Origin of the sequence: Polymorphospora sp. NPDC051019 (genome assembly GCF_040683055.1) — a bacterium.
In the GTDB taxonomy this organism is placed as follows: Bacteria; Actinomycetota; Actinomycetes; order Mycobacteriales; family Micromonosporaceae; genus Polymorphospora; species Polymorphospora lycopeni.
Genome location: NZ_JBFBCH010000007.1, coordinates 126,278 through 148,853 on the forward strand (window position 1 = coordinate 126,278; position 22,576 = coordinate 148,853).

The window sequence follows — 22,576 nt, forward strand, 5'->3', positions numbered from 1 at the left end:
GCCGCGATAGCGTAGGCCGATGGCCGAGCGGGTTTCGAAAGGCGACGTCATCGCGTTTCGCCTGAACGCCCACCACCTCACCGAACGGCTGGACGGACCCAAGCTGCTCGACGCGGCCGGCCGGTGCGGTATCCAGAACAGCCCGCCCGGGTCGGCGCTGCTGGCGGTGCACGCCAGGGTGCGGGACCTCACCCGGGAACAGGTGTCGGAAGCGGTCGCCGACGAGAAGAGCCTGCTGCAGACCTGGAGCATGCGCGGCTCACCGTTCTACTTCCCGACCGTGGACGCACCGATCTTCACCACCGGCGTGCTGCCGCCGACCGAGAAGGCGATGCGGCATTTCGTCCCCGGCGTGGAACAGACGCTGACCAGGCTCGACATGAGCCTGACCGAGGCGGTCGGGCTGTCCGGCGCCGAGATCGACGACGTGCTGTCCGGGCGCCAACTCCCGATCAACGAGCTCGGTGCGGAAGTCGCCGGGCGGATCGCCGGCAAGCTGCCGGACGAACAACGCCGCAGCTGGGAAGAAGAGGGTCCTTACGCCCCGGACCAGCCGCTCGGTGAGGGCGTCGTGCACTTCTGCATCCGCATCCTGACGTTGCAGGGGCTCGTCTGCTTCGCGCCACGGTCCGGGAACAAGGCACCGTTCGTCCTGGTCGACGAGTGGCTCGGCCATCCGATCCCGGACATCGACCCGGAGGCCGCCCGCGCCGAACTGCTTCGCCGCTACCTGCGCTGCTACGGACCGTCGACCCGCGCAGACTTCGCCGCGTGGGTGGGAATCCAGGCCGGTGACACCGAGCCCTGGTGGAGCCTGGTCGAGGACGAGCTGACACAGGTCGAGTTCGGCGGCAAGTCGTGGATTCTCACCGAGGACGTCGACAGGTTGCGGTCGGCACCGACTCCGAAGGGCGTACGTCTACTCCCGCCGCGCGACCCGTACACCCAGCTGCGCGACCGCGAAACGATCGTCGACAAGAAGTACCGCGGTGAGGTGTGGAAGACGGTGGGCGAACCGGGGACGGTACTCGCCGATGGCAGGATCACCGGTATTTGGCGGCCACGGAAAAGCGGCCGGAAGCTGACCATCACCATCAAGACGTTCGGTTCGTTGCCGGCCCGGACCAAGAAGTCGCTCCAGGACGAGGCCGAGCAGGTAGCGCCGTTGCGAGACGCGTCGTCGGTGGACGTCGCCTTCGACACCTACTGAGGCACCGCGCCGCAAGATCATCCTCAGCGGAGGCCGCGGCGTGCCTCGCGGGATACACCGGCGTCGAGAACATCCGGAAGAGGCAACGGCAGCTTCGATCGCGTCACCGGCCACGGTCGGTGATTCGGGCATCTTCGGTCTGGCCGGCTGCCACACTTTGCCCTGTGGTCAGCGAGGACAACGGGGTGTCCGATGGCAGGTCAGCGCGAGCGCCGCGCGGCATTCGACCGCTACGCGAGGGTGTCGGCGTAACCAGCGTGGAGCTCTTCTTCGATCTGGTGTTCGTCCTCGCGTTCATCCAGGTCGTTGCGCTGATGGAGGACGACTTCACCAATCACGGCGTGCTGAACGGGATGCTTGCGCTGGCCCTGTTGTGGTCGACGTGGTCCATCTATGCCTGGTTGGGCAACAGCCTCCAAGCTCGGATCGGGCTGATCCGGATCGCGCTGCTGTTTGTGGCAGTGGTCACCCTTGTGATGGCGGTAGCCGTCCGGCAGGCATTCACCGACATCCGGGGCGCGGCTGTCTCCGGTCCGGTGGTGTTCGTCGCGTGCTTCGTGGTCGTTCGGCTGGTGCATCTGGCGCTGCGCTGGTACGCCGTTCCAGACACGAGGCCGCACATCGTCCTGCTGATCGCCGTGCCACTGTTTGTCGCCTCCGTCCTTCTGTTCTCGGCCGCCGTCGTGCCGCAGCGACTGTTCGACGACCCGTGGCTGGTCAAGGCCAGCCAGACCGGGCTTTGGATACTCGCCGTCATCATCGACTATGGCCCCGCCCTGGTGATTCGGTCGTGGGGGTGGCACATCATCTCGGCCCGGCACTGGGCCGAGCGGCATGGCCTCATCGTGCTCGTCGCCCTTGGCGAGTCGCTCATAGCGGTTGGCCTGACCAGCAGCGGCGTGCCGATGACCGGAGCGCTCATCGCGGCTCTCGTCTTCACCATCGTCACCGCCGCCGCATTGGGCTGGACCTATTTCGACGTCGTTGCGATCGCCGCCGAGCGGACGCTGATCCAGAACCCAGTCCAGCGCCGGGTTGCCTACGCCCGCGACGCCTACAGCTATCTACACCTGCCGATGATCGCCGGCATCATGCTGCTCGCCCTCGGGCTGCACAAAGTGGTAACGATCATCAAAGACAACGAACTGCACCATTCGTCCCCGCAACTGGAGAGCCTGGGCCTGCACGCCCTCTACGGTGGAGCGGCCCTGTTCCTGCTCTCCCACGTCGGCTTCCAACTGCGGATCACGCGCCTGCTAAGACGGGTCATCTGGCCGCGGCTGATTACCGCAGTGCTGCTGGTGGCGCTCATCCCGGCCGCTGGCCGGCTTTCGGCGGTGCTAGCGCTCGGCCTGCTGACGGCTGTCTGTGTCAGCCTGGTCATCACGGAGATCCTCGTCGCAGGCGGGCGGCGCAAAGAACTGCGCGAGGCCGCTCTAGCCGAGGACCTTCGGCCAGAGGGCCCCTAGATCAGCACGGGACCTGGCACGCGCTACGGGCACTTCTCCGCCACAACGCTGATCACCAACCACGCTGGAAACCTACGTGCACTGGTGGCCGAAGCACGATCGTCGACGGGGGGCGGCTCGGTTCCGCGTTCGGCAGCTCACCGCTTCGCCCCAACCCCGTAACCAAGATCAGATCTGGGTCGTGCCGATTCTGTGCCGGATGACCTTGGGTACCGCTGCGGCGCAGGCCAGGCGTGGTATCGAGTGGAGCCGAGGGGACTCGAACCCCTAACCCCTGCCTTGCAAAGGCAGTGCTCTGCCAGTTGAGCTACGGCCCCGCAGCGGCGGCGGGAGCCGCCAGATCGGGTCGAACCTCAGCGAAGATCAGGCGCGGTGGTGGCCTCGTGCCACAGGGCGCGCTCGTCGTTGGCGTCCTTGACCTTCTTCGCGACGAAGGCCGCGACGCCGATGACGCCGACTACGATCAGGATCTTCTTCAACATGGGGAGACCCCTTGACTGCTGTCGGACCGGATGTGGAGTGGGGCTAGCTGGAATCGAACCAGCGACCTCAGAGTTATCAGCTCTGCGCTCTAACCGACTGAGCTATAGCCCCCCGTGCGACGAGCAAGGTTACCGCACCGCCGGCGCTTCTTTCCAATCGGGGGGTGGGTGTCACGCCGGGGGTCGAACCGGGCCGCCTGCCGTCCGTTCCGGATGGCCGCCGACCTGCCGTAACCGTAGGCGGATGCGCAACGCCGGGGCAACCGCGTTTCGCGGCGCCCCGGCGTCCGGGTCTTTTCCCGGGCCTCAGTCGCGCTCGGCGAGGGTGAGTTCGACGCCGCCGACCAGGTCGGCGCAGACGTTGTAGACGAAGGCGCCCAGGGTGGCCAGAGCGGTGAAGAGCACCACGTTGACCAGGCCGATCAGGGCGGAGGTGCCGATGACGCCCTTGGCGGTGATCTGGAAGCCGCCGCTGTCCTGGCCACCGCCGGCGCTGATCAGCTCACCGAGGCTGGTGTTGACCGTCTCGAAGACGCCCATCGCGTCGAGCGCCAGGTATAGCACCGACGTCGCCACGATCACCACGATGAACAGCACCAGCGAGACGGCGAACGAGAACTTCATCACCGACCACGGGTCGATCCGCTTGACGTTCAGCCGGGCCCGCCGGGGGCCGCGCGACGCGGCGGAGCTGACCGTGTTGCGGGCGGCGCGTACGGCTTCGGTCACCCGGGCCGCGCCGACCGCTCCCGGGCCACCGGCACCGTTGCCTCCGGCCGTGGGCTGGCCTGTCGAACCGGGCGCGGCGCCGACGCCGGAGGGGCGGATCGTGGTGCCGCCGGCGGCCAGGCGCCCCTGCCCGGCGGCGCCCGGACGGGTGGCGGTTCCGGCCTGGTTGCCCCGGGCCCCGTCGCCGCCCGCGTCTCCGGGAGCCTTTGTCATCACGACGTGGCCCTGGCCGGCGCCGTCGTTGGGCGGCGCCGTGCCGTTGCCCTGGTCCGCGGGCTGGTCGGGCGGCGGCGCCATCCCGGGAGCCCGCGTGAACTTGGGTGACGGTGTATCGCCGGGGACTGTCGCCCGACCAACGGCCGCGCGACCGGTCGCTGGTGCGCCGCTCTTCGCGGCTTCCTCATCGACCGGGGTCGTCGGGGCCCCCGCAGTCCCCGACTTCGCCTGTGTCTCCGTCATCAACTAGTCCTGTTCGTCAGGCTCGTCGGCGTTGCGAGCGATGGCCACGATGGTTACGCCTTCTGGCAGGTCCATCAGCTTGACCCCCATTGTGTTCCGATCCCGCGTTCGCCGTACAGGCTTCACCGGAGTCCGGATGACCCCGCCGTTGCTCGTGATCGCGAACAACTCGTCATCCGGACTGATCACAACCGCTCCGACCAGCCCGCCCCGGCGTTCGGTGATCTTCGCGGTCAGCACACCCTTGCCACCCCGTCCCTGGACGGGATATTCCTCGATCGGCGTCCGCTTGGCGTACCCGCCGTTCGTGGCCACCAAAACATCCATTCCCTCGCGAACGACCTCCATCGCGAGGAGTACGTCGTCATCGGTGAACCGCATACCGATCACCCCGGAGGTCGCCCGGCCCATCGGTCGCAGCGCCTCGTCAGTGGCGTTGAACCGAATCGCCTGGGCCTGCTTCGACACCAACAGCAGGTCGTCCTCGGCGGCGACCAGGGCGGCGCCGACGAGTTCGTCCTCGTCACGCAGGTTGATGCCGATGATGCCGCCGCTGCGGTTGGAGTCGAACTCCTCCAGCCGGGTCTTCTTGACCAGGCCGTTCTTGGTGGCGAGCACCAGGTAGGGCGCGACCTGGTAGTTCGGGATCTCGATGATCTGCGCGATCTGCTCGTCGGGCTGGAACGCGAGCAGGTTGGCCACGTGCTGGCCCTTGGCGGTACGGCTGGCCTCGGGCAGTTCGTACGCCTTGGCGCGGTAGACCCGCCCCTTGTTGGTGAAGAAAAGGATCCAGTCGTGGGTCGAGCAGACGAAGAAGTGGCTGACGATGTCGTCCTGCCGCAGCGTGGCGCCGCTCACACCCTTGCCGCCGCGCCGCTGCGAGCGGTAGAGGTCGACCTTGGTGCGCTTGGCGTAGCCGGTCCGGGTGATGGTGACGACGACGTCCTCGCGGGCGATCAGGTCTTCCATCGAGACCTCGCCGTCGAACGGCAGGATCTTGGTACGCCGCTCGTCGCCCCACTTGGCGACGATCTCGCCGAGTTCCTCCGAGACGATCTTCCGCTGCCGTTCGGGCTTGGCCAGGATGTCCTTGAGGTCGAGGATCTCGAGTTCGAGCTTGGCCAGGTCGTCGAGGATCTTCTGGCGTTCCAGCGCGGCCAGCCGGCGAAGCTGCATGTCGAGAATCGCCGTGGCCTGGATCTCGTCGATGTCGAGAAGCTGGATGAGGCCCTGCCGGGCGTCCTCCACCGTCGGCGACCGCCGGATGAGGGCGATCACCTCGTCGAGCGCGTCGAGCGCCTTGACCAGGCCGCGCAGGATGTGGGCCCGCTCCTCGGCCTTGCGCAGCCGGTAGGCGGTCCGGCGCCGGATCACGTCGATCTGGTGGTCGACGTAGTGGCGGATGAACTGGGCCAGGTTGAGGGTGCGTGGCACGCCGTCGACCAGCGCCAGCATGTTGGCGCCGAACGTCTCCTGAAGTTGGGTGTGCTTGTAGAGGTTGTTGAGCACCACCTTGGCGACCGCGTCGCGCTTGAGCACCAGCACCAGGCGCATGCCGGTACGGCCGGAGGACTCCTCGCGGATGTCGGCGATGCCGGCGAGCTTGCCCTCCTTGATCAGCTCGGCGATCCGTTCGGCGAGGTTGTCCGGGTTGACCTGGTAGGGCAGCTCGGTGACGACGAGGCTGGTCCGGCCCCGCTTGTCCTCCTCGACCTCCACGACGGCGCGCATCCTGATCGAACCGCGCCCGGTGCGGTAGGCGTCCTGGATCGCCTGGGTGCCGACGATCAGGCCGTACGTCGGGAAGTCGGGGCCCTTGACGATCTCGATGAGCGCGTCGAGGGTGGTCGGCTCGTCGGCCTCCGGGTGCTCCAGGCACCACTGGACGGCGGCGGCGATCTCCCGCAGGTTGTGCGGCGGGATCTTGGTCGCCATGCCGACCGCGATGCCCTCGGAGCCGTTGATCAGCAGGTTGGGGATCCGGGCCGGCAGGATGGTCGGCTCTTTGGCCCGGCCGTCGTAGTTGTCCTGGAAGTCGACGGTGTCCTCGTCGATGTCGCGGAGCAGCTCCATCGCGAGCGGGGACAGCTTCGACTCGGTGTAACGCATGGCCGCGGCCGGGTCGTTGCCGGGCGAGCCGAAGTTGCCGTTGCCGTCGATCAGCGGGTAGCGCAACGACCAGGGCTGGGCCATCCGCACCAGGGCGTCGTAGATCGACGCGTCACCGTGCGGATGGTAGTTGCCCATGACGTCGCCGACGACGCGCGCGCACTTCACGTAGCCACGGTCCGGCCGGTAGCCGGAGTCGAACATGGCGTAGAGGATCTTGCGGTGGACGGGCTTGAGGCCGTCGCGCACGTCCGGCAGCGCCCGGCCCACGATGACGCTCATCGCGTAGTCGAGGTACGAGCGCTGCATCTCGATCTCGAGGCCGACCGGTTCGATGCGGTCGTGGACGATCGCACCACCGGCGGCGGCCGGAGCGCCCTCCGGCTCGCTCTCGAAGGACTCGGGATTATCCGTCACAGTCAACCCTTATCAGACTTAAAGCCGCATATCGCTGTGGATAACGGCTGTGGAAACCGTCGAAGCTGTGGATAACTCGGTGACTCAGCGCGGTGGTCAATGTTCCGGCCACCACTGATTCACCTAGATGTCCAGGAACCGAACGTCCTTGGCGTTGCGCTGGATGAAGGAACGGCGAGCCTCGACGTCCTCACCCATCAGAACGCTGAACAACTCGTCGGCGGTCGCCGCGTCGTCGAGAGTGACCTGACGCAGCGTACGCGTCGCCGGGTTCATCGTGGTCTCCCACAGCTCCGGGTAGTTCATCTCGCCCAGACCCTTGAACCGCTGGATGTCGTCGGGCCTGGCGTTCGGCTTCTTCTGCTGGCGCAGCGCGATCAGCCCGTCGCGCTCCCGGTCGGAGTAGGCGTACTGCGCGTCGTCGCCCTTCTTGTTCCACTTGATCTTGTAAAGCGGCGGGGCGGCCAGGTAGACGTGCCCCAACTCGACCAGTGGACGCATGAAGCGGAAGAGCAGGGTGAGCAGCAGCGTCTGGATGTGCTGGCCGTCGACGTCGGCGTCCGCCATCAGCACGATCTTGTGGTAGCGCAGCTTCTCGATGTCGAAGTCGTCGTGGATGCCGGTGCCGAGCGCGGTGATCAGCGCCTGCACCTCGTTGTTCTTCAGCACCCGGTCGATCCGGGCCTTCTCCACGTTGAGGATCTTGCCGCGGATCGGCAGGATCGCCTGCGTACGCGGGTCGCGGCCCTGCTTCGCCGAACCACCGGCCGAGTCGCCCTCGACGATGAACACCTCGGATTCACGCGGATCGGTCGACTGGCAGTCGGCGAGCTTGCCCGGCATCGAACCCGACTCCAGCAGCGACTTGCGCCGGGCCAGCTTGCGCGCCTGCTGCGCCGCGATCCGGGCCCGGGAAGCCTGCGTCGCCTTGGTGATGATCTGCTTGACCTCGGCCGGGTTGCGGTCGAACCAGTCGACCAGCCACTCGTTGCAGACCCGCTGCACGAAGCTCTTGACCGGGGTGTTGCCGAGCTTGGTCTTCGTCTGGCCCTCGAACTGGGGGTTGGCCAGCTTCACCGAGATGATCGCGGCGAGCCCTTCGCGGATGTCCTCGCCGGTGAGCTTCTCGTCACCCTTGAGCAGCTTCTTGTCCGCGCCGTACCGGTTGACCACGGTGGTCAGCGCGGCCCGGAAGCCCTCCTCGTGGGTGCCGCCCTCATGAGTGTTGATGGTGTTGGCGAAGGTGTAGACCGACTCGCCGTACGACTCGTTCCACTGCATGGCGATCTCCACCGCCATGCCTTCCTCTTCCGCCCCGAACTCGATCACGCTCTTGTGGATGGGGCTCTTGGTGTTGTTGAGGTGCCGGACGAAGTCGGCGATGCCGCCCCTGTAGAGGAAGGTCACCTCGCGGGCGTTGCCGTCCTCCTCCTGCACCCGTTCGTCGCGCAGCCGGATGGTCAGCCCACGGTTCAGGAAGGCCATCTCCTGGAGCCGCCGGTAGATCGTCTCGAAGTTGAAGTCGACCGTCTCGAAGACGTCCGGGTCGGGCCAGAACGACACCGAGGAACCGGTCTGCTCGGTGGTCTCGCCCTTCTCCAGCTGCGAGGGCACCGAGTTGGTGTAGTGCTGCCGCCACACGTGGCCGGACTTGTGGATCTCGACGAACATCCGTACGGACAGCGCGTTGACCACCGAGACACCGACGCCGTGCAGACCGCCGGAGACCGCGTACGCCTTGCCGTCGAACTTTCCGCCGGCGTGCAGCACGGTCAGCGCGACCTCGACACCCGGCTTCTTCAGCTTCGGATGGAGGTCGACCGGGAAGCCACGGCCGTTGTCGACCACGCGCACACCGCCGTCGGCGAGCAGCACCACGTCGATCGTGTCACAGTGACCGGCGAGCGCCTCGTCGACCGCGTTGTCCACGACCTCCCAGACAAGGTGGTGCAGACCACGCTCACCGGTCGACCCGATATACATACCGGGCCGCTTGCGGACCGCCTCCAAGCCCTCCAGCACGGTGATTGAATCGGCGCCGTACTCCTGCTTCTTCTGCGCTGACACCCTCGGCCACTTTCTCGCACCACCCGGACTGCGGCTCCGGGGGACACGGGGTTCGGCGGGCATTACGACGGCAGGCGCGCGGCCGACACCACGATCGCGGTCGGGGAACGACGGATCGCCAGAGGGCCGGACACACCGGTCGCCGCGGACTCCCGCGGATCGCGATCGGCTGGGACTCGTGTCGGCAACCCGGGCAGAACAAACAGCCCGGGCCGTCGTGTCACGATGTTCCTCGTCTCCAACTGAATCCTACTGTGCCCGGGCGACCAAACGGGTACGCGGCACCCGCGAAGGCGCCTCAGACGTTCATAGCCGGCCGAACCTCTCTGTCCGCGACTCCCCCCACACGCCACGGTGCGATCAAGGCTTCGGTTTCGGACCCGCGCCGGCTCCGGCGACCGCGACACGCGGCGTACGGGGGTCGCGTAATCCGGTCAGGTGTCGTAATTTGGCGGCGCCGTGCCGGACGGGCGGTTTCGGCGCCGGCCGGACCGCCCGTACGACGGCCGCGAGCCGGTCGGCGGACCGCCGCGGCCGACCCGACAGGACCGTGACCAGGAGAGGTGGAGCCCGATGGGGCTGGACAACGTCGCCGTACAGTGGCCCCGGACCGGCTCGTTCTACGAACCGGTCGGCCCGGCGGGGTTCCCCGAGTTCGGTGAACTGGTCGACGCGCCACGGATCCCGGCACCGACCGCCACGCTCGCCGGGCACATCGCCAAGACCGGAGCGGTCCACGCCACCCCGTACACCGAACTGGTCGACCTGCTCCTCGGACTGCAGGGTGTGCTGTACGCCACAGACGCCTCCGCCGAGGACGAGGACCCGGTGATCGACCCCGACGGCTGCGCCTGGATCGCCGGCGGCCTGGAGCGGTTCGTCGAGGCGCACCGGGCGTACGGCGACCTCGTCACCTTCGACACCGTCGGGGCGGTGCTCCGGGCGGCCATCTCGGCCGGGCGCCTCGCCGAACAGCAGCTGCGGTGGCTCGACGCCCGCCTCGACGGCCTGCGCGACGACACCGGCCAAGTGCCGCAGTGGAGCTTTCCGCACACGGAGCTGGTGGTCCTGACCCGCTTCTACCGCCGCTGCGCCGACCAGGGCTTCGCCGTCTACGCCGACTTCTGACCCGGTCAGCCGTACGTGTCGCGGGGACCACGACCGCGCACCCGGCGCGGCCCGCGTGACCACGACGGCGCCGCCGGGCCGTGGATGTGGAGCTTGCGCACCACGTTGTGGCCGACCTCGGCGGCGATCCGGCGCAGCAGCGAGGCGGCGAGCAGCCGGAGCTGGGTCGCCCACGCGGTCGACTCCGCCTCCACGGTCAGTTCGCCGTCCTCGAGCTTGACCGGCCGGCTGTGCTTGGCCACGTCCGGCCCGACGACCCGTTCCCAGGCCCCGAAGACGGTCGCCTCGGCGGCCGGCTGCTGCCAGCCCCGCGCCTTGACCAGCCGGGCCAGCACGTCACCGAACAGCTGCGGGTCGCGCGGATCGGGGCCGGGGCCGGAATAGCCCCGCAGCCGCCGTCGCGGCTGGCCGTCGGTCCCGTCACCGCCGTCCCGGTCGCCGCCGGTACGTCGACGCGGACGGGCGGCCTCCCGTCGGGCCTTGGCGGCGTCGAGCACCGCGCGGGCCAGCTCCGGGCCGCTGGGTTGCGCCGCCTCGCCGCCCGTCCCCGCGGCCGCCGGCTGGTCGGCAGGTCGGGCCGGCGGCTCGCGCCCGGAGTCAGTCGGCACGGGCCACCGCGCCCTCGGTCACCGTGAACCGGGCACCGCGCAACGCCTCCGGTACGTCTTCGGCGACGGCGCAGGTGACCAGCATCTGGGTAGCGGAGCCGACCAGTTCGGCGAGCCGCTCCCGCCGGCCGCTGTCCAGTTCGGCGAAGACGTCGTCGAGCACGAGCACCGGCTCGATCCCGTCGGCCCGGAGCAGGTCGTACGCGGCCAGGCGCAGCGCGAGCGCGTACGACCAGGATTCACCGTGGCTGGCGTAGCCCTTGGCGGGCATCGGGCCGAGCGTCAGTGCGAGGTCGTCGCGGTGCGGGCCGACCAGCGTCATGCCCCGGTCGACCTCCGACTGCCGGGCGGCGGCCAGCGCCGCGGCGAGCCCCGCCTCCAGCTCGGCCCGGCCCGGGGCGGTCTCGGCGGTCTCGAGCGTGGAGCGGTAGGTGATACCGGCCGCCCCCCGACCGGCCGCGACGGCGTCGTACGCCTTGGTCACATGCGGGGCCAGCGCGGCGACCAGGGCGAGCCGGCCGGCCAGCAGTTCGGCGCCGTGCCGGGCGAGGTGGGCGTCCCACACGTCGAGTGTCGAGAGGTCACCGCCTCGGGTGCCGCCGGTCTTGCGGGCCAGGTAGGCACTGCGCAGCAGGGCGTTGCGCTGCTTGACGACCCGTTCGTAGTCGGCCCGTACGCCCGCGAAGCGGGGCAGCCGGGCGACCAGCAGGTCGTCGAGGTAGCTCCGCCGTTCGGCCGGATCGCCCCGGACCAGTTCGAGGTCCTCGGGTGCGAACAGCACCAGCCGGAGCGCGCCGAGGATGTCCCTCGACCGGCGTACGGGTGACCGGCCCAGCCGGGCCCGGTTGGCCTTGCCCGGCACGATCTCCAGTTCGACGAGCAGTTCACGCCCGCCGTGCACGATCTCGCAGCGGATCACCGCCGCGCCGGCCCCCATCCGGACCAGTGGGGCGTCGGTGGCGACCCGGTGGCTGCCCAGGGTCGCCACGTAACCCAACGCCTCGACGAGGTTCGTCTTGCCGACCCCGTTCGGCCCGACGAGCACGCTGACCCCCGGCTCGAGGTCGACCACGACCCGCTCGTACGAGCGGAAGTCGACCAGTTCGAGCCGGCGGACATGCATGCGTCGGTCAGTTCTTGTGGATCGCGTGACCGCCGAACTGCTGGCGCAGCGCGGCGATCGCCTTCATCGCGGGCGAGTCGTCCTGCCGGGACGCGAATCGGGCGAACAGCGAGGCGGCGATGACGTTCATCGGCACCGCCAGCCGGATCGCCTCCTCGACCGTCCACCGGCCCTCGCCGGTGTCGTCGGCGTAGCCGCGCAGGCTGGCCAGCTCCGGGTCCTCCTCGAGCGCGATGTCGAGCAGGTCGAGCAGCCAGGAACGCACGACGGTGCCCTCCCGCCACGACTTGAACACGCCGGGGACGTTGGTCACCAGTTCCGACTTGCACAGCAGCTCGTAGCCCTCGGCGTACGCGTGCATGAGCCCGTACTCGATGCCGTTGTGCACCATCTTGGCGTAGTGGCCGGCGCCGACCGGACCGGCGTGGACAAAGCCGAACTCGCCCGCCGGCTTCAGCGACTCGAAGATCGGCATGAGCCGTTCGACGTGCTCCTCGGAGCCGCCGACCATGAGGGCGTAGCCGTTCTCCCGGCCCCAGACCCCACCGGAGACGCCGACGTCGATGTAGCCGACCCCGACCGCGTTCAGCCGCTCGGAGCGCGGCAGGTCGTCGCTGTAGCGCGAGTTGCCGCCGTCGATGATGATGTCGCCGTCGGAGAGCAGCGCGGCCAGTTCGTCGACGGTCTGCTCGGTGACGCCGGCCGGCACCATGATCCAGACTGCGCGGGGCGTGGCCAGCTTCTCCACCATTTCGGCGAGGCTGGCGACGTCGGCCAGGTCGGGGTTGGGGTCGTAGCCGACAACCTCGTGACCGGCCGTGCGCAGACGCTCGCGCATGTTGCCGCCCATCCGGCCGAGACCAACGAGGCCAAGCTGCATTTTTTGCGTTTCCTTCCGGTTCAGCGCGATCAGCGGGTGACGCGGATCGGCATGATCAGGTAGCGGTAGCCCTCGATGATCTCGCCGTCCTCGGTGGCGGGCGAGATCACGGCCGACTTGAACGCGTCGACGAACGAGAGCACCGCGTGGGGCGACCCGAGGTTCTGCAACCCGTCGATCAGGTATTGCGGGTTGAAGCCGATGGTCAGCGGTTCGCCGGTGAAGGTCGCGTCCATCGCCTCGCTCGCCCGCGCCTCCTCGGTGCCGCCGGCCTCGACGACCAGGCCGTCGGAGCTGAAGCTCAGCAGAACCGGGGTGGTGCGCTCGGCGACCAGGGCGACCCGGCGGACCACCTCGACGAGGGCGGCCACGAGCACCCTGGCCTCGGCGTTGTGCGAGCTGGGGAAGAGCGATCGCACCGGCGGATAGTTGGCGCCGTCGAGCAGCCGGCTGGTGGTACGCCGGGTACCGCCGGCGAACCCGATCATGCCCTCGCCGGCCGATCCCTGGGCGAGGGCGACGGTCACCTCACCACCGAGCGGGCCGAGCGTCTTGGCGGTGTCGGCGAGGGTGCGGGCCGGCACGAGCGCGTTGATGCTGATGTCGGGGTCGTCGGGACGCCACTGCATCTCGCGCAGCGCGAGCCGGTAGCGGTCGGTGGCGAGCATGGCCAGCGTCGAACCGTTGAGCTCGACCCGGATGCCGGTCATCATCGGCAGCGTCTCGTCACGTCCGGCGGCGATGGCGACCTGGGCGACGGCGGCGGCGAACGCGGCGGCGTCGACGCTGCCGGTGCTGGCCGGCATGTCCGGCAGCGCCGGGTAGTCCTCGACGGGCATCGTCGGCAGCGTGAACCGCGCGCTGCCGCAGACGAGTTCCAGATGTGCTCCGACCGCGGCGATGTCGACCGGCTTGGCGGGCAGCGCCTTGGTGATCTCGGCGAGCAGCCGACCGGAGACCAGGGCGGCACCGTCGGCGTCCCCCTGCACGTCGACGGTGACCTGGCTCGACACCTCGTAGTCGAACCCGGACACGTGAAGGAGTCCGTCGGTCACCCGCAGCATCACTCCGGCGAGAACCGGGACGGACGGCCGGCTGGGCAGGCTCTTGGCCGTCCACGCCACGGCGTCGGCGAGCGCGTCACGCTCGACTCTGAACTTCATGCCATGCCTCCGGGTCGACTGATGGACAAAGGTAGCTGCTGCCGCCAGTGGGTGCTGCCGGCAACGGTCCCGCTACCGGCAACGATGGGTTGCTCGCAGCGGCTCCGCTGTCGGCGGCTGTCCGGCCACCGGCGGTGGTGGTGTCGGCGGTCGTGCTGTCGGGGTGCGGCCGGCACACGTGGGTCCCCACCGAACCTTAAGGCGACGACCCACACGGCGTACGCCCGCCCCCGGTGCTTCGTCCGTTCGGATGTCTCTCGATGGGCCGGCCGTCGGCCGGTCCACAGAATCCACAACGCTGATGATTGGGTTTTGATCTCTATTAGAAAAATCTCTCATCGTCTTCATCGGTGTTGTGGATTCTGTGGAGAACTAGAGTTTTCCCAGCTCAGTCCCGTTATCCACCGGTGGGTTGCCTGGGGATAACCAGGGTTCAAACTGGCCGTTTCATCCACAGGCCCCGACTGTTGCCCGGTTGTCCACAACTGCTCACCGGCAATCCACAGGGTTTCCACAAGGTTTTTCCCCAAGGGTGTGGATCGTCGAGTGAAGATCAGGATTAGTTTTCCCCAGATCCTTCAACAGGTTTCCCACAGCTCGCCCTGGCCTGTGGGTAAGTTGCTTACCCTCCGTGTACGTCCACAGTCGTTTCCACAGGAGTTATCCACAGGTTGTGGGTAAGTGGCTGCTGGTCGTCGTCGCGCTGTCCACCGTCGTGGATAACGACCTGTGGACAGTGTGGACAACCGGTGGACAAGAAGCGCCCCGTCCACAGCTGGGACGGGGCGCTTCGGGCTCGGACTCCACCGACGGCGGTTATCCACACCTGGATCAGCGACTGATCCACTACCAGGGGTTACCGGGTGTCAGGAGTTCTGCTTGATCCGGTTGGTCAGCTCGGCGATCTGGTTGTAGAGCAGCCGGCGTTCGGCCATCTGTTGCCGGATCTTGCGGTCGGCGTGCATGACCGTGGTGTGGTCGCGGCCGCCGAACGCCTGGCCGATCCGGGGCAGCGACAGCTCGGTCAGCTCCCGGCACAGATACATGGCGACCTGACGGGCGTTGACCAGCACCCGGGAGCGGGAGTGCCCACGCAGGTCCTCCAGGCTCACCCCGAAGTAGTCGGCGGTCGCCGCCATGATCTGGTCGGCGGTGATCTCCGGACCCTGACCGTCGGGGATGAAGTCGCGTAGTACCTCTTCGGCCAGGGCCAGCTCGACCGCGGTGTGGGTCAGGCTGGCGAACGCGGTCACCCGGATCAGCGCGCCCTCGAGTTCACGGATCGAGTTCGACACCCGGGAGGCGATGAACTCCAGCACGTCCGGTGGGGCGTAGAGCCGCTCCTGGGCCGCCTTCTTCTGCAGGATCGCGATACGGGTCTCCAGGTCGGGCGGCTGGATGTCGGCCAGCAGCCCCCATTCGAACCGGGTACGCATCCGGTCCTCCAGCGTCGCCAACTGCCGCGGCGACCGGTCGGACGTGATCACGATCTGCTTGTTGGCGTTGTGCAGGGTGTTGAAGGTGTGGAAGAACTCCTCCTGCGTCCGTTCGCGGTTCTCCAGGAACTGGATGTCGTCGATCAGGAGGATGTCGACGTCGCGGTAGCGCCGCTGGAAGGCGCTGGTCTTGTCGTCGCGCAGCGAGTTGATGAAGTCGTTGGTGAATTCCTCGGTGGAGACGTACCGCACCGACCGGGCGTTGCCCAGGGTCTGCGCGTAGTGGCCGATGGCGTGGAGCAGGTGTGTCTTGCCCAGCCCCGAACTGCCGTAGATGAACAGCGGGTTGTACGCCTTGGCCGGCGATTCGGAGACGGCGACCGAGGCGGCGTGCGCGAACCGGTTCGACGAGCCGATGACGAACGTCTCGAACATGTACTTCGGGTTGAGCCGGTTGCCGCCGCTGTCGGGCGTGGCGCCCGGGCGGCGGTCGTCGCGGCCCGGCAGCCGCAGGTCGGCGTCGCGGTTCTGGGCGCGGCCAGGACCGCTGTCGGTCCCGCTGCCCAGATTGCGGATGGTCGGCTCGTCGATACGCAGCCCGGCCGCTTCGCCGCGGTAGGTGCGCTCCGGCGGGTCGGGCCGGGCGTCGCGCCGCTCGTGGTGCGGGGCGGGCGGCCCGGACAGGTGTGGAGCCGCGGGCGGCGGCCCGGGCTCCACGTACGGCTGCGGGTACGGCGCCGCGAACAGCGCGTCCTGTGTGCCGCCGCGGTCGGGGCCGGTGCCGGTCGGCGGCTTGGCGTGCTGGTCGGCGTCCGGCCGGCCGGACGCGGCGGGATGGTGGCCCGACCCGGCACCGGGGTGCTGCGCCGAACCGTTCGGCGGCATCGGCAACTCGACGTGTGGTGGCGGCCGGTCGACCTGCTCGGTCGGGAAGCGCGCGAGGACGGGCTGCACCGGGAAGGAGGTACTGTCCGGCACCGCGGCGCTGCCGTAGACCGTCCCGTTGGTGCGCGGTTGACCGTCTTCGGGTGCCCGTACGGTGACGGCAACCTGGATCGACCGGCCGAGCCGGCGGGACAGGGCCTCGGTGATGGCGGGCCGCAGGCGCGACTCGATGACATCCCGGGTGAAGGCGTCGGGTACGGCGAGCAGGGCGGTGTCCTCGACGATGGCGCGCAGCCGGGTCATGCGGAGATAGGCACGCTGCTGGGCTGAGACGATCTCGTCGGCGAGTTCGTCGGTAGCAGCAGTCCAGACCGCGGCAAGGTCGACCATGTCGGTCACCGTCGCGCCACCCCCATCGCATCTGAGTACCGGCTGCCGCTGGTCTGTGGACCTGGCCGCCCGGTGTTGGTCGGCCACCAGGCACGATGTCGTGCGGTGATTCGACCGTTGGACCCGTTGTCCACAAGTTATCCACAGCCTGTGTACCGACCGATTGTGGCTTCCCGGGTGGCGCCTGTCAGGCCCGGATGGTGCCGGATCCACCGCTGATACGGCTTCACCGTGCCGAACGATCGACCACCTCGCCCAGTTTTGCCCCCATCTGCGGCAATCCCTGGCCCCCCGAGCATGCCGACCGGCAATCGGGCACGCTAACAGCGTTGTCCACAACCCTTCAACCGCCGTCCACACCCGGGCGTTGGCGCCATCAGTGAAAACCGCCCCGGGGCGGAGCCGCTGGTCCGCCCGTCCGCACCCCGGCGTGGCGCCGGGGCGGACGTTTGACGGTAGTTGTGGCCGTGCGTAGGCTGGAGCGGCTGTGCCGTCGCCCTCCTGATAGGGTGGCGGTTGCTTGTTCGAGCGGCCTCGTGTGCGAGGTGGGCTCGGGGGAAGAAACAGCTCGGCAAAGCAGGAAGACCCGGACGGAAGCAGGAAGACCCGGACCCCGATCCGAACTTTGAGATCAAGGGATTGGGTGGGGCAGTCCAGCGGCCGGCAAGCGGTAGCACCGACGCCAGACATGACACGAACTCGGACGGGTCGCCGTCCGCGCGCACGAAGACGGAGAGCCTGACGTGAGCAAGCGCACCTACCAGCCGAACAACCGCCGGCGCGCGAAGACCCACGGCTTCCGGCTGCGCATGCGCACCCGGGCCGGCCGCGCGATCCTTGCCACCCGCCGCTCGAAGGGCCGCGCCCGCCTGTCAGCCTGAGGGCTGGCAGTCCCGGTCCGGAAGATGTAGTAGGCAGTCGTGCTGGCGACCTCGCATCGACTGCGGCACAGCAGAGAGTTTGCCGCAGCGATGCGCGCCGGGCGGCGGGCCAACCGCGGTTCGGTGGTCGTTCACCTCGATCTCGGCCGCGAGACAGACGGGCCTGGACAACTAGCAGTCACGAAGCCGGCACGCGACGCCGGGGTGGAGAGCGGATCTCCCCCGTCGCGTGCCGGCTTCGTCGTGTCCAAGGCGGTCGGTGGTGCGGTCGTACGCAATCTTGTCCGGCGCCGGCTCCGCCATCTGGTCCGGGAGCGGATCGACACCCTGCCGGCCGGCTCGACTCTTGTGGTGCGGGCGCTGCCGAGCGCGGCCGAGGTGCCGTACGGCCGGCTCGCGGCAGACCTCGACGCGGCGCTGACCGCCGCGCGGACGCCCCGACGAGCCTCCCGGTCGCGCCGATGAGCGGCGACCACGACTCCCCGCGACGCATGACACTCGGCGCCCGAATGCTGGCAGGACCCGTCATCGCGTACCGTCGTTGGATAAGCCCGGCGCTGCCGGCCCGCTGTCGGTTCTACCCGTCGTGCAGCGCCTACGCCCTCCAGGCGGTGGAGCGACACGGTGCGCTACGGGGATTTCTGCTGGCGGTCCGGCGGCTGTTGCGCTGCCACCCCTTCCACCCCGGTGGGTATGACCCGGTGCCGGAGCCGGGCAGCCGCCGTCGTGCTGATGTGACTGGAGCCCCGAATTGAGTCTCGACTGGATCTACTGGGCGATCTCGTGGATCCTGCTGCTTTGGCATTCCGCGTGGGACGCGATCGGGGTGCCGGCGACGATGGTCCTGGGCACGAACTGGTCCTGGATCCTTGCCATCGTGTTCCTGGTGGTCACCGTACGGGTGATCCTCTTCCCGGTCTTCGTCAAGCAGATCAAATCGCAGCGGGCGATGCAGGCGCTCCAGCCCAAGGTCAAGGAGCTGCAGGAGAAGCACAAGGGTGACCGGGAGTCGCTCCAGCAGGAGATGATGGAGCTCTACCGGAAGGAAAAGGCCAACCCGCTCATGGGCTGCCTTCCGATGTTCCTTCAGATCCCGGTGTTCCTCGGCCTCTTCCACGTGCTCCGCCGGCTCAGCCCGGACAACCAGGGCAAGACGCTGTACGGCTGGACCGCCGACCAGTTCGACAGCGCGGCCAGTGCGACGCTGTTCACCGCGCCGATCTCCGGCAAGTTCGGTTCGACCGCCGAGGAACTGGCCCGGATGGGTGCCGACGGCACCACGGTCAAGATCATGGCCGGTGTGCTGGTCTGCATCATGATCGCCACCACCTACCTGACCAGCCGGCAGATGATCCTCAAGACCGGCTGGGCCGAAGACCCGCAGCAGCGGATGATCCAGCGCCTGATGCTCTACGGCATCCCCGCTTCGCTGCTGATTTCCGGCGCGATCTTCCCCATCGGTGTGATCATCTACTGGGTGACGAACAACCTCTTCACGCTCGGCCAGCAGCAGTGGGTGCTGCGTAAGTTCCCGCCGCTGGTGACCGCCACCGGCAAGGCCGGAACGGGTAAGCCGGGTGCGGGCAAGCCGGGCACCGGCAAGGCCAACCTGAGCAAGCCGGGCACCGGCAAGGCCGGGACCGGCCAGCCCGCGAAGCCCGCCGGCCTTTTCGGCCGTGGCAAGGCCAACGGCACGCAGCCGGAGGCGAAGCCGGCGGTCGACACCAAGGCACTGGCCCCCAAGCCGGGTGCCAAGCCGGTCAACCCGAAGAAGGGGCGGCCCGCGAAACGCCAGGGTTGAAGCTGACCGAACGTCGGGCCGGCAGCCCTCGCTGCCGGCCTAGGGTCCCGGGCCGGGACCCGACTTCGAGGCGCTCCCCTGGCACCGAGCACCACGCCCCCACGTAGACGTGCCGTGACCGTCGGCGATCTTCGCCGGTCACGGAAACCAGCCGACCGTGACTGGTCCGGCCGACCGAGTACGGAGATGACACGTGACCGACACCAGCACTCCCCGCACCGAAGTTTCAGAAGAGCAGGCCGAGTCGGCCGTGGCCCAGACCGAAGGCACCAGCGACGCCGGCGCCGAGGAGTCCAAGGCCACGAGTGACGCCGAGCTCTTCCGGCAGAGCGAGATCGCCGCGGACTATGTCGAAGGGCTCCTGGACATCCTCGACTACGACGGCGACATCGACGAGCTGGTGTCCGGCGGGCGGCCGGTGGTCGAGGTGGTCGGCGACCGGCTCCAGCCGCTGGTCGGTCAGCGCGGTGCCACCGTCGAGGCCCTTCAGGAACTGACCCGTCTCGCGGTGTTCCGGCAGACCGGCACGCCGAGTCGCCTGCTGCTAGACGTCGGCGGATACCGGGCCAGCCGGCGCAAGGAACTGGCCGCGGTCGCACGCAACGCTGTGGAGAAGGTCAAGGAGTACGGCGAAGACGTACGCCTCGAGCCGATGTCCGCCTTCGAGCGCAAGTGCGTCCACGACGTGGTCAACGCACTCGCCGGCGTGCAGAGCGAGTCGGAGGGTGTCGAGCCCAACCGCCGGATCATCGTCCGTCTCGCGGACTGAAAGCTGATATGACGAACGACCCAGCGGCACCAGCCGCGTCCGGCCCGGGTGGCGTCACGCCGCCCGGGCCGTATCAGTCGGTGCCGTCGGCCGAGCGGCCCCCGCGCCCGTCCACGGGCGGTTCGGTGCCCCTTCCCGACGATCTCGTCGAGGCGGCGGGGACGCTCTTCGGTGATCGGCTTCCCCTTGCCGCCGCCTACGCGGAACTGCTGGCGACCGAGGGGGTCGTACGTGGCCTGATCGGGCCGCGGGAGGCCCCCCGCATCTGGGGCCGGCACCTGCTCAACTGCGCCGCCGTCGCGGAGCTGATTCCGACCGGCGCGCGCGTGGTCGACGTCGGCTCGGGTGCCGGCCTGCCCGGTCTCGTGCTCGCGGTGGCCCGACCAGACCTCTCCGTCGTCCTGGTCGAGCCGCTCGCCCGACGTACCGCCTTTCTCGACGAAGCGGTGGACAGACTCGGGCTCGACGGAACGGTGACGGTGCAGCGGGGCCGGGCCGAGGAGTTCGCCGACGCGGACTTCTCCCCTGCCGACGTCGTCACCGCACGAGCGGTCGCACCCCTCGACCGGCTTGCCGGCTGGTGCCTGCCACTGGCAGCCGTCGGTGGCAGGTTGGTCGCGTTGAAGGGCAACTCCGCACCGGACGAGGTGGCTGAGCATCGGGACGCGGTCGACCGGCTGGGCGGCGGCGCACCGGTCGTACGGCACTGCGGAGTCGGTCTTGTCGACCCGCCGACGACCGTGGTGGAGATCGTCCGAGAGCGCGAGATCGTGTCGGCGCGGTCCAGGTCGGCACGGCGTACGGCTGCCCGGCCCGGTTCGGGCGCTAACGCCGGCCGGAAGCGGGCCCGCCGAGGCTGAGACGTCACTTGCGGCGTGCGGTGTGACCGGTCTGACCCTGGGGCAAGAAACCAGGCGGTTGTGGGCGATTTCCGGGCTTTTGACCTCCCACTACCGGGTGCCGGACGGCGTCACGTGGCGGACACCCGTGGCCACGACTACCCATTCGGCCGTAGGCTGGCCGCGCGTCGATAGTGCGGACCGCGCGGTGGAGGGCGACGTGTCAACGCCTCCGCCGCTTCTTGCCGGGCCGCACACTTCGCCCGAAAGCGCGGACGAGAGCGCTGGCGGTGCCGACCCATCCGAACCGGACAGGGATGACACGGTGCATGACAACGGTAGGTACGACGATCACAGACGTAGCGGTCATGGCTCCGCCGGCCCGACTGTTTCACGTGAAACAGGCCACGACGGTTGGTCGAGTGACGGTCGCCTCCATCCAACAGTTCAGGCGTTCTCCGATGGAATTCGCGAGGCGTTGACCGAGGACCGCTCCGTTCCCCAGCCCCGCGGCGGCGCACTTGCCGACCCTTTCGCCGTCCCGCATCCGGTCGACGGACCGGCCTTGCCGGCGGACGACCGTATCGGGGATGCCCGAGCCGGAGTTATGGACGCGCCGGCTCGTCGCCCGGCACCGACGCCCCGCCCCCACTCGTCCGCCAGCGCGGCGCCTGTCCCCCAAATGTTGAATCCGCCGGTTGAGGCCGACACGCCGACGACCGCGCCCCGACCATTCACCGAGGAACCCGTGGCCGACGCGTACGTTTCACGTGAAACCCAGTCACGCGAAGAGGATGATCCACCGTTGGCTATGGAGGCATTGCGCGCCGTGCAGATCCTGAACCCGAGCGGCGAGGTGACCATGCCCCGCCCGGACCGGCCACGGATCATGTGCGTCGCGAATCAGAAGGGTGGCGTGGGTAAGACCACGACGACCGTAAACCTGGCCGTGGCGCTCGCGCTGCACGGCAACCGGGTACTCGTGGTGGATCTGGATCCGCAGGGCAACGCCTCGACGGGTCTGAACGTGCCGCACCACGCGGGCATCTCCGACGTGTACGACTGCCTGATCGACAACGTGCCCCTGGCCGAGGTTGCCCAGCAGGTCGAGGGCATCCCCAACCTGTGGTGCGTGCCGGCCACGATCGACCTCGCCGGTGCGGAGATCGAGCTGGTGTCGGTCGTCGCCCGCGAATCGCGGCTCGCGAGAGCTATCGCCGGCCACCCGGAGCCGTTCGACTACGTCTTCATCGACTGCCCGCCCTCGCTCGGGCTGCTGACGGTCAACGCGCTCGTCGCGGCGCAGGAGGTACTGATCCCCATCCAGTGCGAGTACTACGCGCTCGAAGGGCTCAACCAACTGATCAACAACATCAACCTGGTGCGTCAGCACCTCAACCCGAACCTCGACGTGTCGACCATCATCCTGACCATGTACGACCGCCGTACCCGCCTTGCGGACGCGGTCGAGCAGGATGTCCGCAACCACTTCGGCGACAAGGTGCTGCAAACCGTCATTCCCCGTAACGTGCGGGTGTCGGAGGCTCCGAGTTACGGCCAGTCGGTCATGACTTACGATCCCGGATCGCGGGGCGCAACGAGCTACTTCGAGGCGGCTCTGGAGATCGCGGAACGCGGGGTCGACAAGGTCGCCGGCCACAATGCCTAGACCGGGTACGACGAACCCCTCGGCCGAAATTGGTTGGCCGGACAACTCGGTGGGAGGCGTGG

At 68.6% G+C, this 22,576-nt stretch carries 19 protein-coding genes and 2 tRNA genes; 10 read left to right on the plus strand and 11 right to left on the minus strand.

The annotated features are described in order from the left end of the window. The first annotated feature begins 19 nt into the window (after nucleotides 1-19). Together AB0M79_RS15400 and AB0M79_RS15405 are read left to right on the plus strand one after the other, a co-directional pair. Nucleotides 20-1,210 (plus strand): winged helix DNA-binding domain-containing protein, encoded by a 1,191-nt coding sequence (locus AB0M79_RS15400; protein WP_364213169.1) that lies wholly within the window; start codon nucleotides 20-22, stop codon nucleotides 1,208-1,210. A 164-nt stretch (nucleotides 1,211-1,374) separates the two neighbouring features. Continuing rightward, nucleotides 1,375-2,679, plus strand: coding sequence for a low temperature requirement protein A (locus AB0M79_RS15405; protein ID WP_364213172.1), 1,305 nt, complete (start codon nucleotides 1,375-1,377; stop codon nucleotides 2,677-2,679). A gap of 244 nt (nucleotides 2,680-2,923) precedes the next feature. Here the strand turns inward: AB0M79_RS15405 and AB0M79_RS15410 are convergent. The 6 genes from AB0M79_RS15410 to gyrB all read right to left on the minus strand — a co-directional run bounded on the left by AB0M79_RS15410 (nucleotide 2,924) and on the right by gyrB (nucleotide 9,005). Further along, nucleotides 2,924-2,996: transfer RNA gene (locus AB0M79_RS15410), tRNA-Ala, on the minus strand. 36 nt (nucleotides 2,997-3,032) lie between these two features. Further along, nucleotides 3,033-3,161 carry a DLW-39 family protein gene (locus AB0M79_RS15415; RefSeq protein WP_212824929.1) on the minus strand — a complete coding sequence of 43 codons (129 nt, stop codon included), beginning with the start codon at nucleotides 3,159-3,161 and terminating at the stop codon, nucleotides 3,033-3,035. 38 nt (nucleotides 3,162-3,199) lie between these two features. Next, nucleotides 3,200-3,273 (minus strand) — tRNA-Ile (locus tag AB0M79_RS15420). 194 nt (nucleotides 3,274-3,467) lie between these two features. Further along, nucleotides 3,468-4,349, minus strand: a complete 882-nt coding sequence (locus AB0M79_RS15425; protein WP_364213175.1) for a DUF3566 domain-containing protein — start codon at nucleotides 4,347-4,349, stop codon at nucleotides 3,468-3,470. A 3-nt stretch (nucleotides 4,350-4,352) separates the two neighbouring features. Next, nucleotides 4,353-6,875 (minus strand): DNA gyrase subunit A, encoded by a 2,523-nt coding sequence (gene gyrA, locus AB0M79_RS15430; protein WP_364213178.1) that lies wholly within the window; start codon nucleotides 6,873-6,875, stop codon nucleotides 4,353-4,355. A 123-nt stretch (nucleotides 6,876-6,998) separates the two neighbouring features. Then, on the minus strand, nucleotides 6,999-9,005 hold the full coding sequence (gene gyrB / locus AB0M79_RS15435; protein WP_364213181.1) for a DNA topoisomerase (ATP-hydrolyzing) subunit B: 2,007 nt from the start codon (nucleotides 9,003-9,005) through the stop codon (nucleotides 6,999-7,001). Between the two features lie 510 nt (nucleotides 9,006-9,515). On the opposite strand from gyrB, the gene AB0M79_RS15440 reads away from it, so the two are divergent. Then, nucleotides 9,516-10,070 (plus strand): hypothetical protein, encoded by a 555-nt coding sequence (locus AB0M79_RS15440; protein WP_364213184.1) that lies wholly within the window; start codon nucleotides 9,516-9,518, stop codon nucleotides 10,068-10,070. Nucleotides 10,071-10,075: 5 nt separating this feature from the next. On the opposite strand, the gene AB0M79_RS15445 is transcribed toward AB0M79_RS15440, so the two are convergent. From AB0M79_RS15445 to dnaA, 5 genes are all read right to left on the minus strand, one after another. Next, a complete protein-coding gene (locus tag AB0M79_RS15445; RefSeq protein ID WP_364213187.1) occupies nucleotides 10,076-10,678 on the minus strand; it encodes a DciA family protein in 603 nt (200 codons plus the stop codon). After that, the gene (gene recF, locus AB0M79_RS15450) at nucleotides 10,668-11,801 is read right to left on the minus strand and encodes a DNA replication/repair protein RecF (protein WP_364213190.1); all 1,134 of its coding nucleotides are present in this window, start codon (nucleotides 11,799-11,801) and stop codon (nucleotides 10,668-10,670) included. The genes AB0M79_RS15445 and recF overlap by 11 nt, the downstream gene beginning before the upstream one ends. A gap of 7 nt (nucleotides 11,802-11,808) precedes the next feature. Next, entirely contained in the window at nucleotides 11,809-12,681 is an 873-nt protein-coding gene (gene gnd, locus AB0M79_RS15455; protein ID WP_364213193.1) for a phosphogluconate dehydrogenase (NAD(+)-dependent, decarboxylating), read from the minus strand. Nucleotides 12,682-12,710: 29 nt separating this feature from the next. Then, nucleotides 12,711-13,844: a DNA polymerase III subunit beta gene (dnaN, locus tag AB0M79_RS15460; RefSeq protein WP_357535162.1), complete on the minus strand. Its 1,134-nt coding sequence runs from the start codon at nucleotides 13,842-13,844 to the stop codon at nucleotides 12,711-12,713. An 866-nt stretch (nucleotides 13,845-14,710) separates the two neighbouring features. After that, the gene (gene dnaA, locus AB0M79_RS15465; RefSeq protein ID WP_364213579.1) at nucleotides 14,711-16,555 is read right to left on the minus strand and encodes a chromosomal replication initiator protein DnaA; all 1,845 of its coding nucleotides are present in this window, start codon (nucleotides 16,553-16,555) and stop codon (nucleotides 14,711-14,713) included. A gap of 743 nt (nucleotides 16,556-17,298) precedes the next feature. Between dnaA and rpmH the strand changes: the two genes are divergently transcribed. The 7 genes from rpmH (at nucleotide 17,299) to AB0M79_RS15500 (ending at nucleotide 22,514) form a co-directional block, all read left to right on the plus strand. Beyond that, entirely contained in the window at nucleotides 17,299-17,436 is a 138-nt protein-coding gene (gene rpmH / locus AB0M79_RS15470) for a 50S ribosomal protein L34 (RefSeq protein ID WP_334529209.1), read from the plus strand. Nucleotides 17,437-17,475: 39 nt separating this feature from the next. After that, complete coding sequence (rnpA, locus tag AB0M79_RS15475) at nucleotides 17,476-17,901, plus strand: ribonuclease P protein component (RefSeq protein ID WP_364213198.1); 426 nt, start codon at nucleotides 17,476-17,478, stop codon at nucleotides 17,899-17,901. Further along, entirely contained in the window at nucleotides 17,898-18,191 is a 294-nt protein-coding gene (gene yidD, locus AB0M79_RS15480; protein ID WP_364213201.1) for a membrane protein insertion efficiency factor YidD, read from the plus strand. Before rnpA ends, yidD begins: the two co-directional genes overlap by 4 nt. Continuing rightward, nucleotides 18,188-19,237 (plus strand): membrane protein insertase YidC, encoded by a 1,050-nt coding sequence (gene yidC / locus AB0M79_RS15485; protein ID WP_364213204.1) that lies wholly within the window; start codon nucleotides 18,188-18,190, stop codon nucleotides 19,235-19,237. Before yidD ends, yidC begins: the two co-directional genes overlap by 4 nt. A gap of 193 nt (nucleotides 19,238-19,430) precedes the next feature. Further along, complete coding sequence (locus AB0M79_RS15490; RefSeq protein ID WP_364213207.1) at nucleotides 19,431-20,006, plus strand: R3H domain-containing nucleic acid-binding protein; 576 nt, start codon at nucleotides 19,431-19,433, stop codon at nucleotides 20,004-20,006. An 8-nt stretch (nucleotides 20,007-20,014) separates the two neighbouring features. After that, nucleotides 20,015-20,866, plus strand: coding sequence for a 16S rRNA (guanine(527)-N(7))-methyltransferase RsmG (rsmG, locus tag AB0M79_RS15495; RefSeq protein WP_364213210.1), 852 nt, complete (start codon nucleotides 20,015-20,017; stop codon nucleotides 20,864-20,866). Between the two features lie 304 nt (nucleotides 20,867-21,170). Beyond that, on the plus strand, nucleotides 21,171-22,514 hold the full coding sequence (locus AB0M79_RS15500) for an AAA family ATPase (protein ID WP_364213582.1): 1,344 nt from the start codon (nucleotides 21,171-21,173) through the stop codon (nucleotides 22,512-22,514). Nucleotides 22,515-22,576: the final 62 nt, after the last annotated feature.

What these genes read in the sequence shown, in the direction of transcription:
- AB0M79_RS15400 (WP_364213169.1), top strand. Translation starts at nt 20, where the DNA reads ATGGCCGAGCGGGTTTCGAAAGGCGACGTCATCGCGTTTCGCCTGAAC.
- AB0M79_RS15415 (WP_212824929.1), bottom strand. Translation starts at nt 3,161, where the DNA reads ATGTTGAAGAAGATCCTGATCGTAGTCGGCGTCATCGGCGTCGCGGCC.
- AB0M79_RS15425 (WP_364213175.1), bottom strand. Translation starts at nt 4,349, where the DNA reads ATGACGGAGACACAGGCGAAGTCGGGGACTGCGGGGGCCCCGACGACC.
- gyrB (WP_364213181.1), bottom strand. Translation starts at nt 9,005, where the DNA reads ATGCCCGCCGAACCCCGTGTCCCCCGGAGCCGCAGTCCGGGTGGTGCG.
- AB0M79_RS15440 (WP_364213184.1), top strand. Translation starts at nt 9,516, where the DNA reads ATGGGGCTGGACAACGTCGCCGTACAGTGGCCCCGGACCGGCTCGTTC.
- recF (WP_364213190.1), bottom strand. Translation starts at nt 11,801, where the DNA reads ATGCATGTCCGCCGGCTCGAACTGGTCGACTTCCGCTCGTACGAGCGG.
- gnd (WP_364213193.1), bottom strand. Translation starts at nt 12,681, where the DNA reads ATGCAGCTTGGCCTCGTTGGTCTCGGCCGGATGGGCGGCAACATGCGC.
- dnaN (WP_357535162.1), bottom strand. Translation starts at nt 13,844, where the DNA reads ATGAAGTTCAGAGTCGAGCGTGACGCGCTCGCCGACGCCGTGGCGTGG.
- dnaA (WP_364213579.1), bottom strand. Translation starts at nt 16,555, where the DNA reads ATGGTCGACCTTGCCGCGGTCTGGACTGCTGCTACCGACGAACTCGCC.
- yidD (WP_364213201.1), top strand. Translation starts at nt 17,898, where the DNA reads ATGAGCGGCGACCACGACTCCCCGCGACGCATGACACTCGGCGCCCGA.
- rsmG (WP_364213210.1), top strand. Translation starts at nt 20,015, where the DNA reads ATGACGAACGACCCAGCGGCACCAGCCGCGTCCGGCCCGGGTGGCGTC.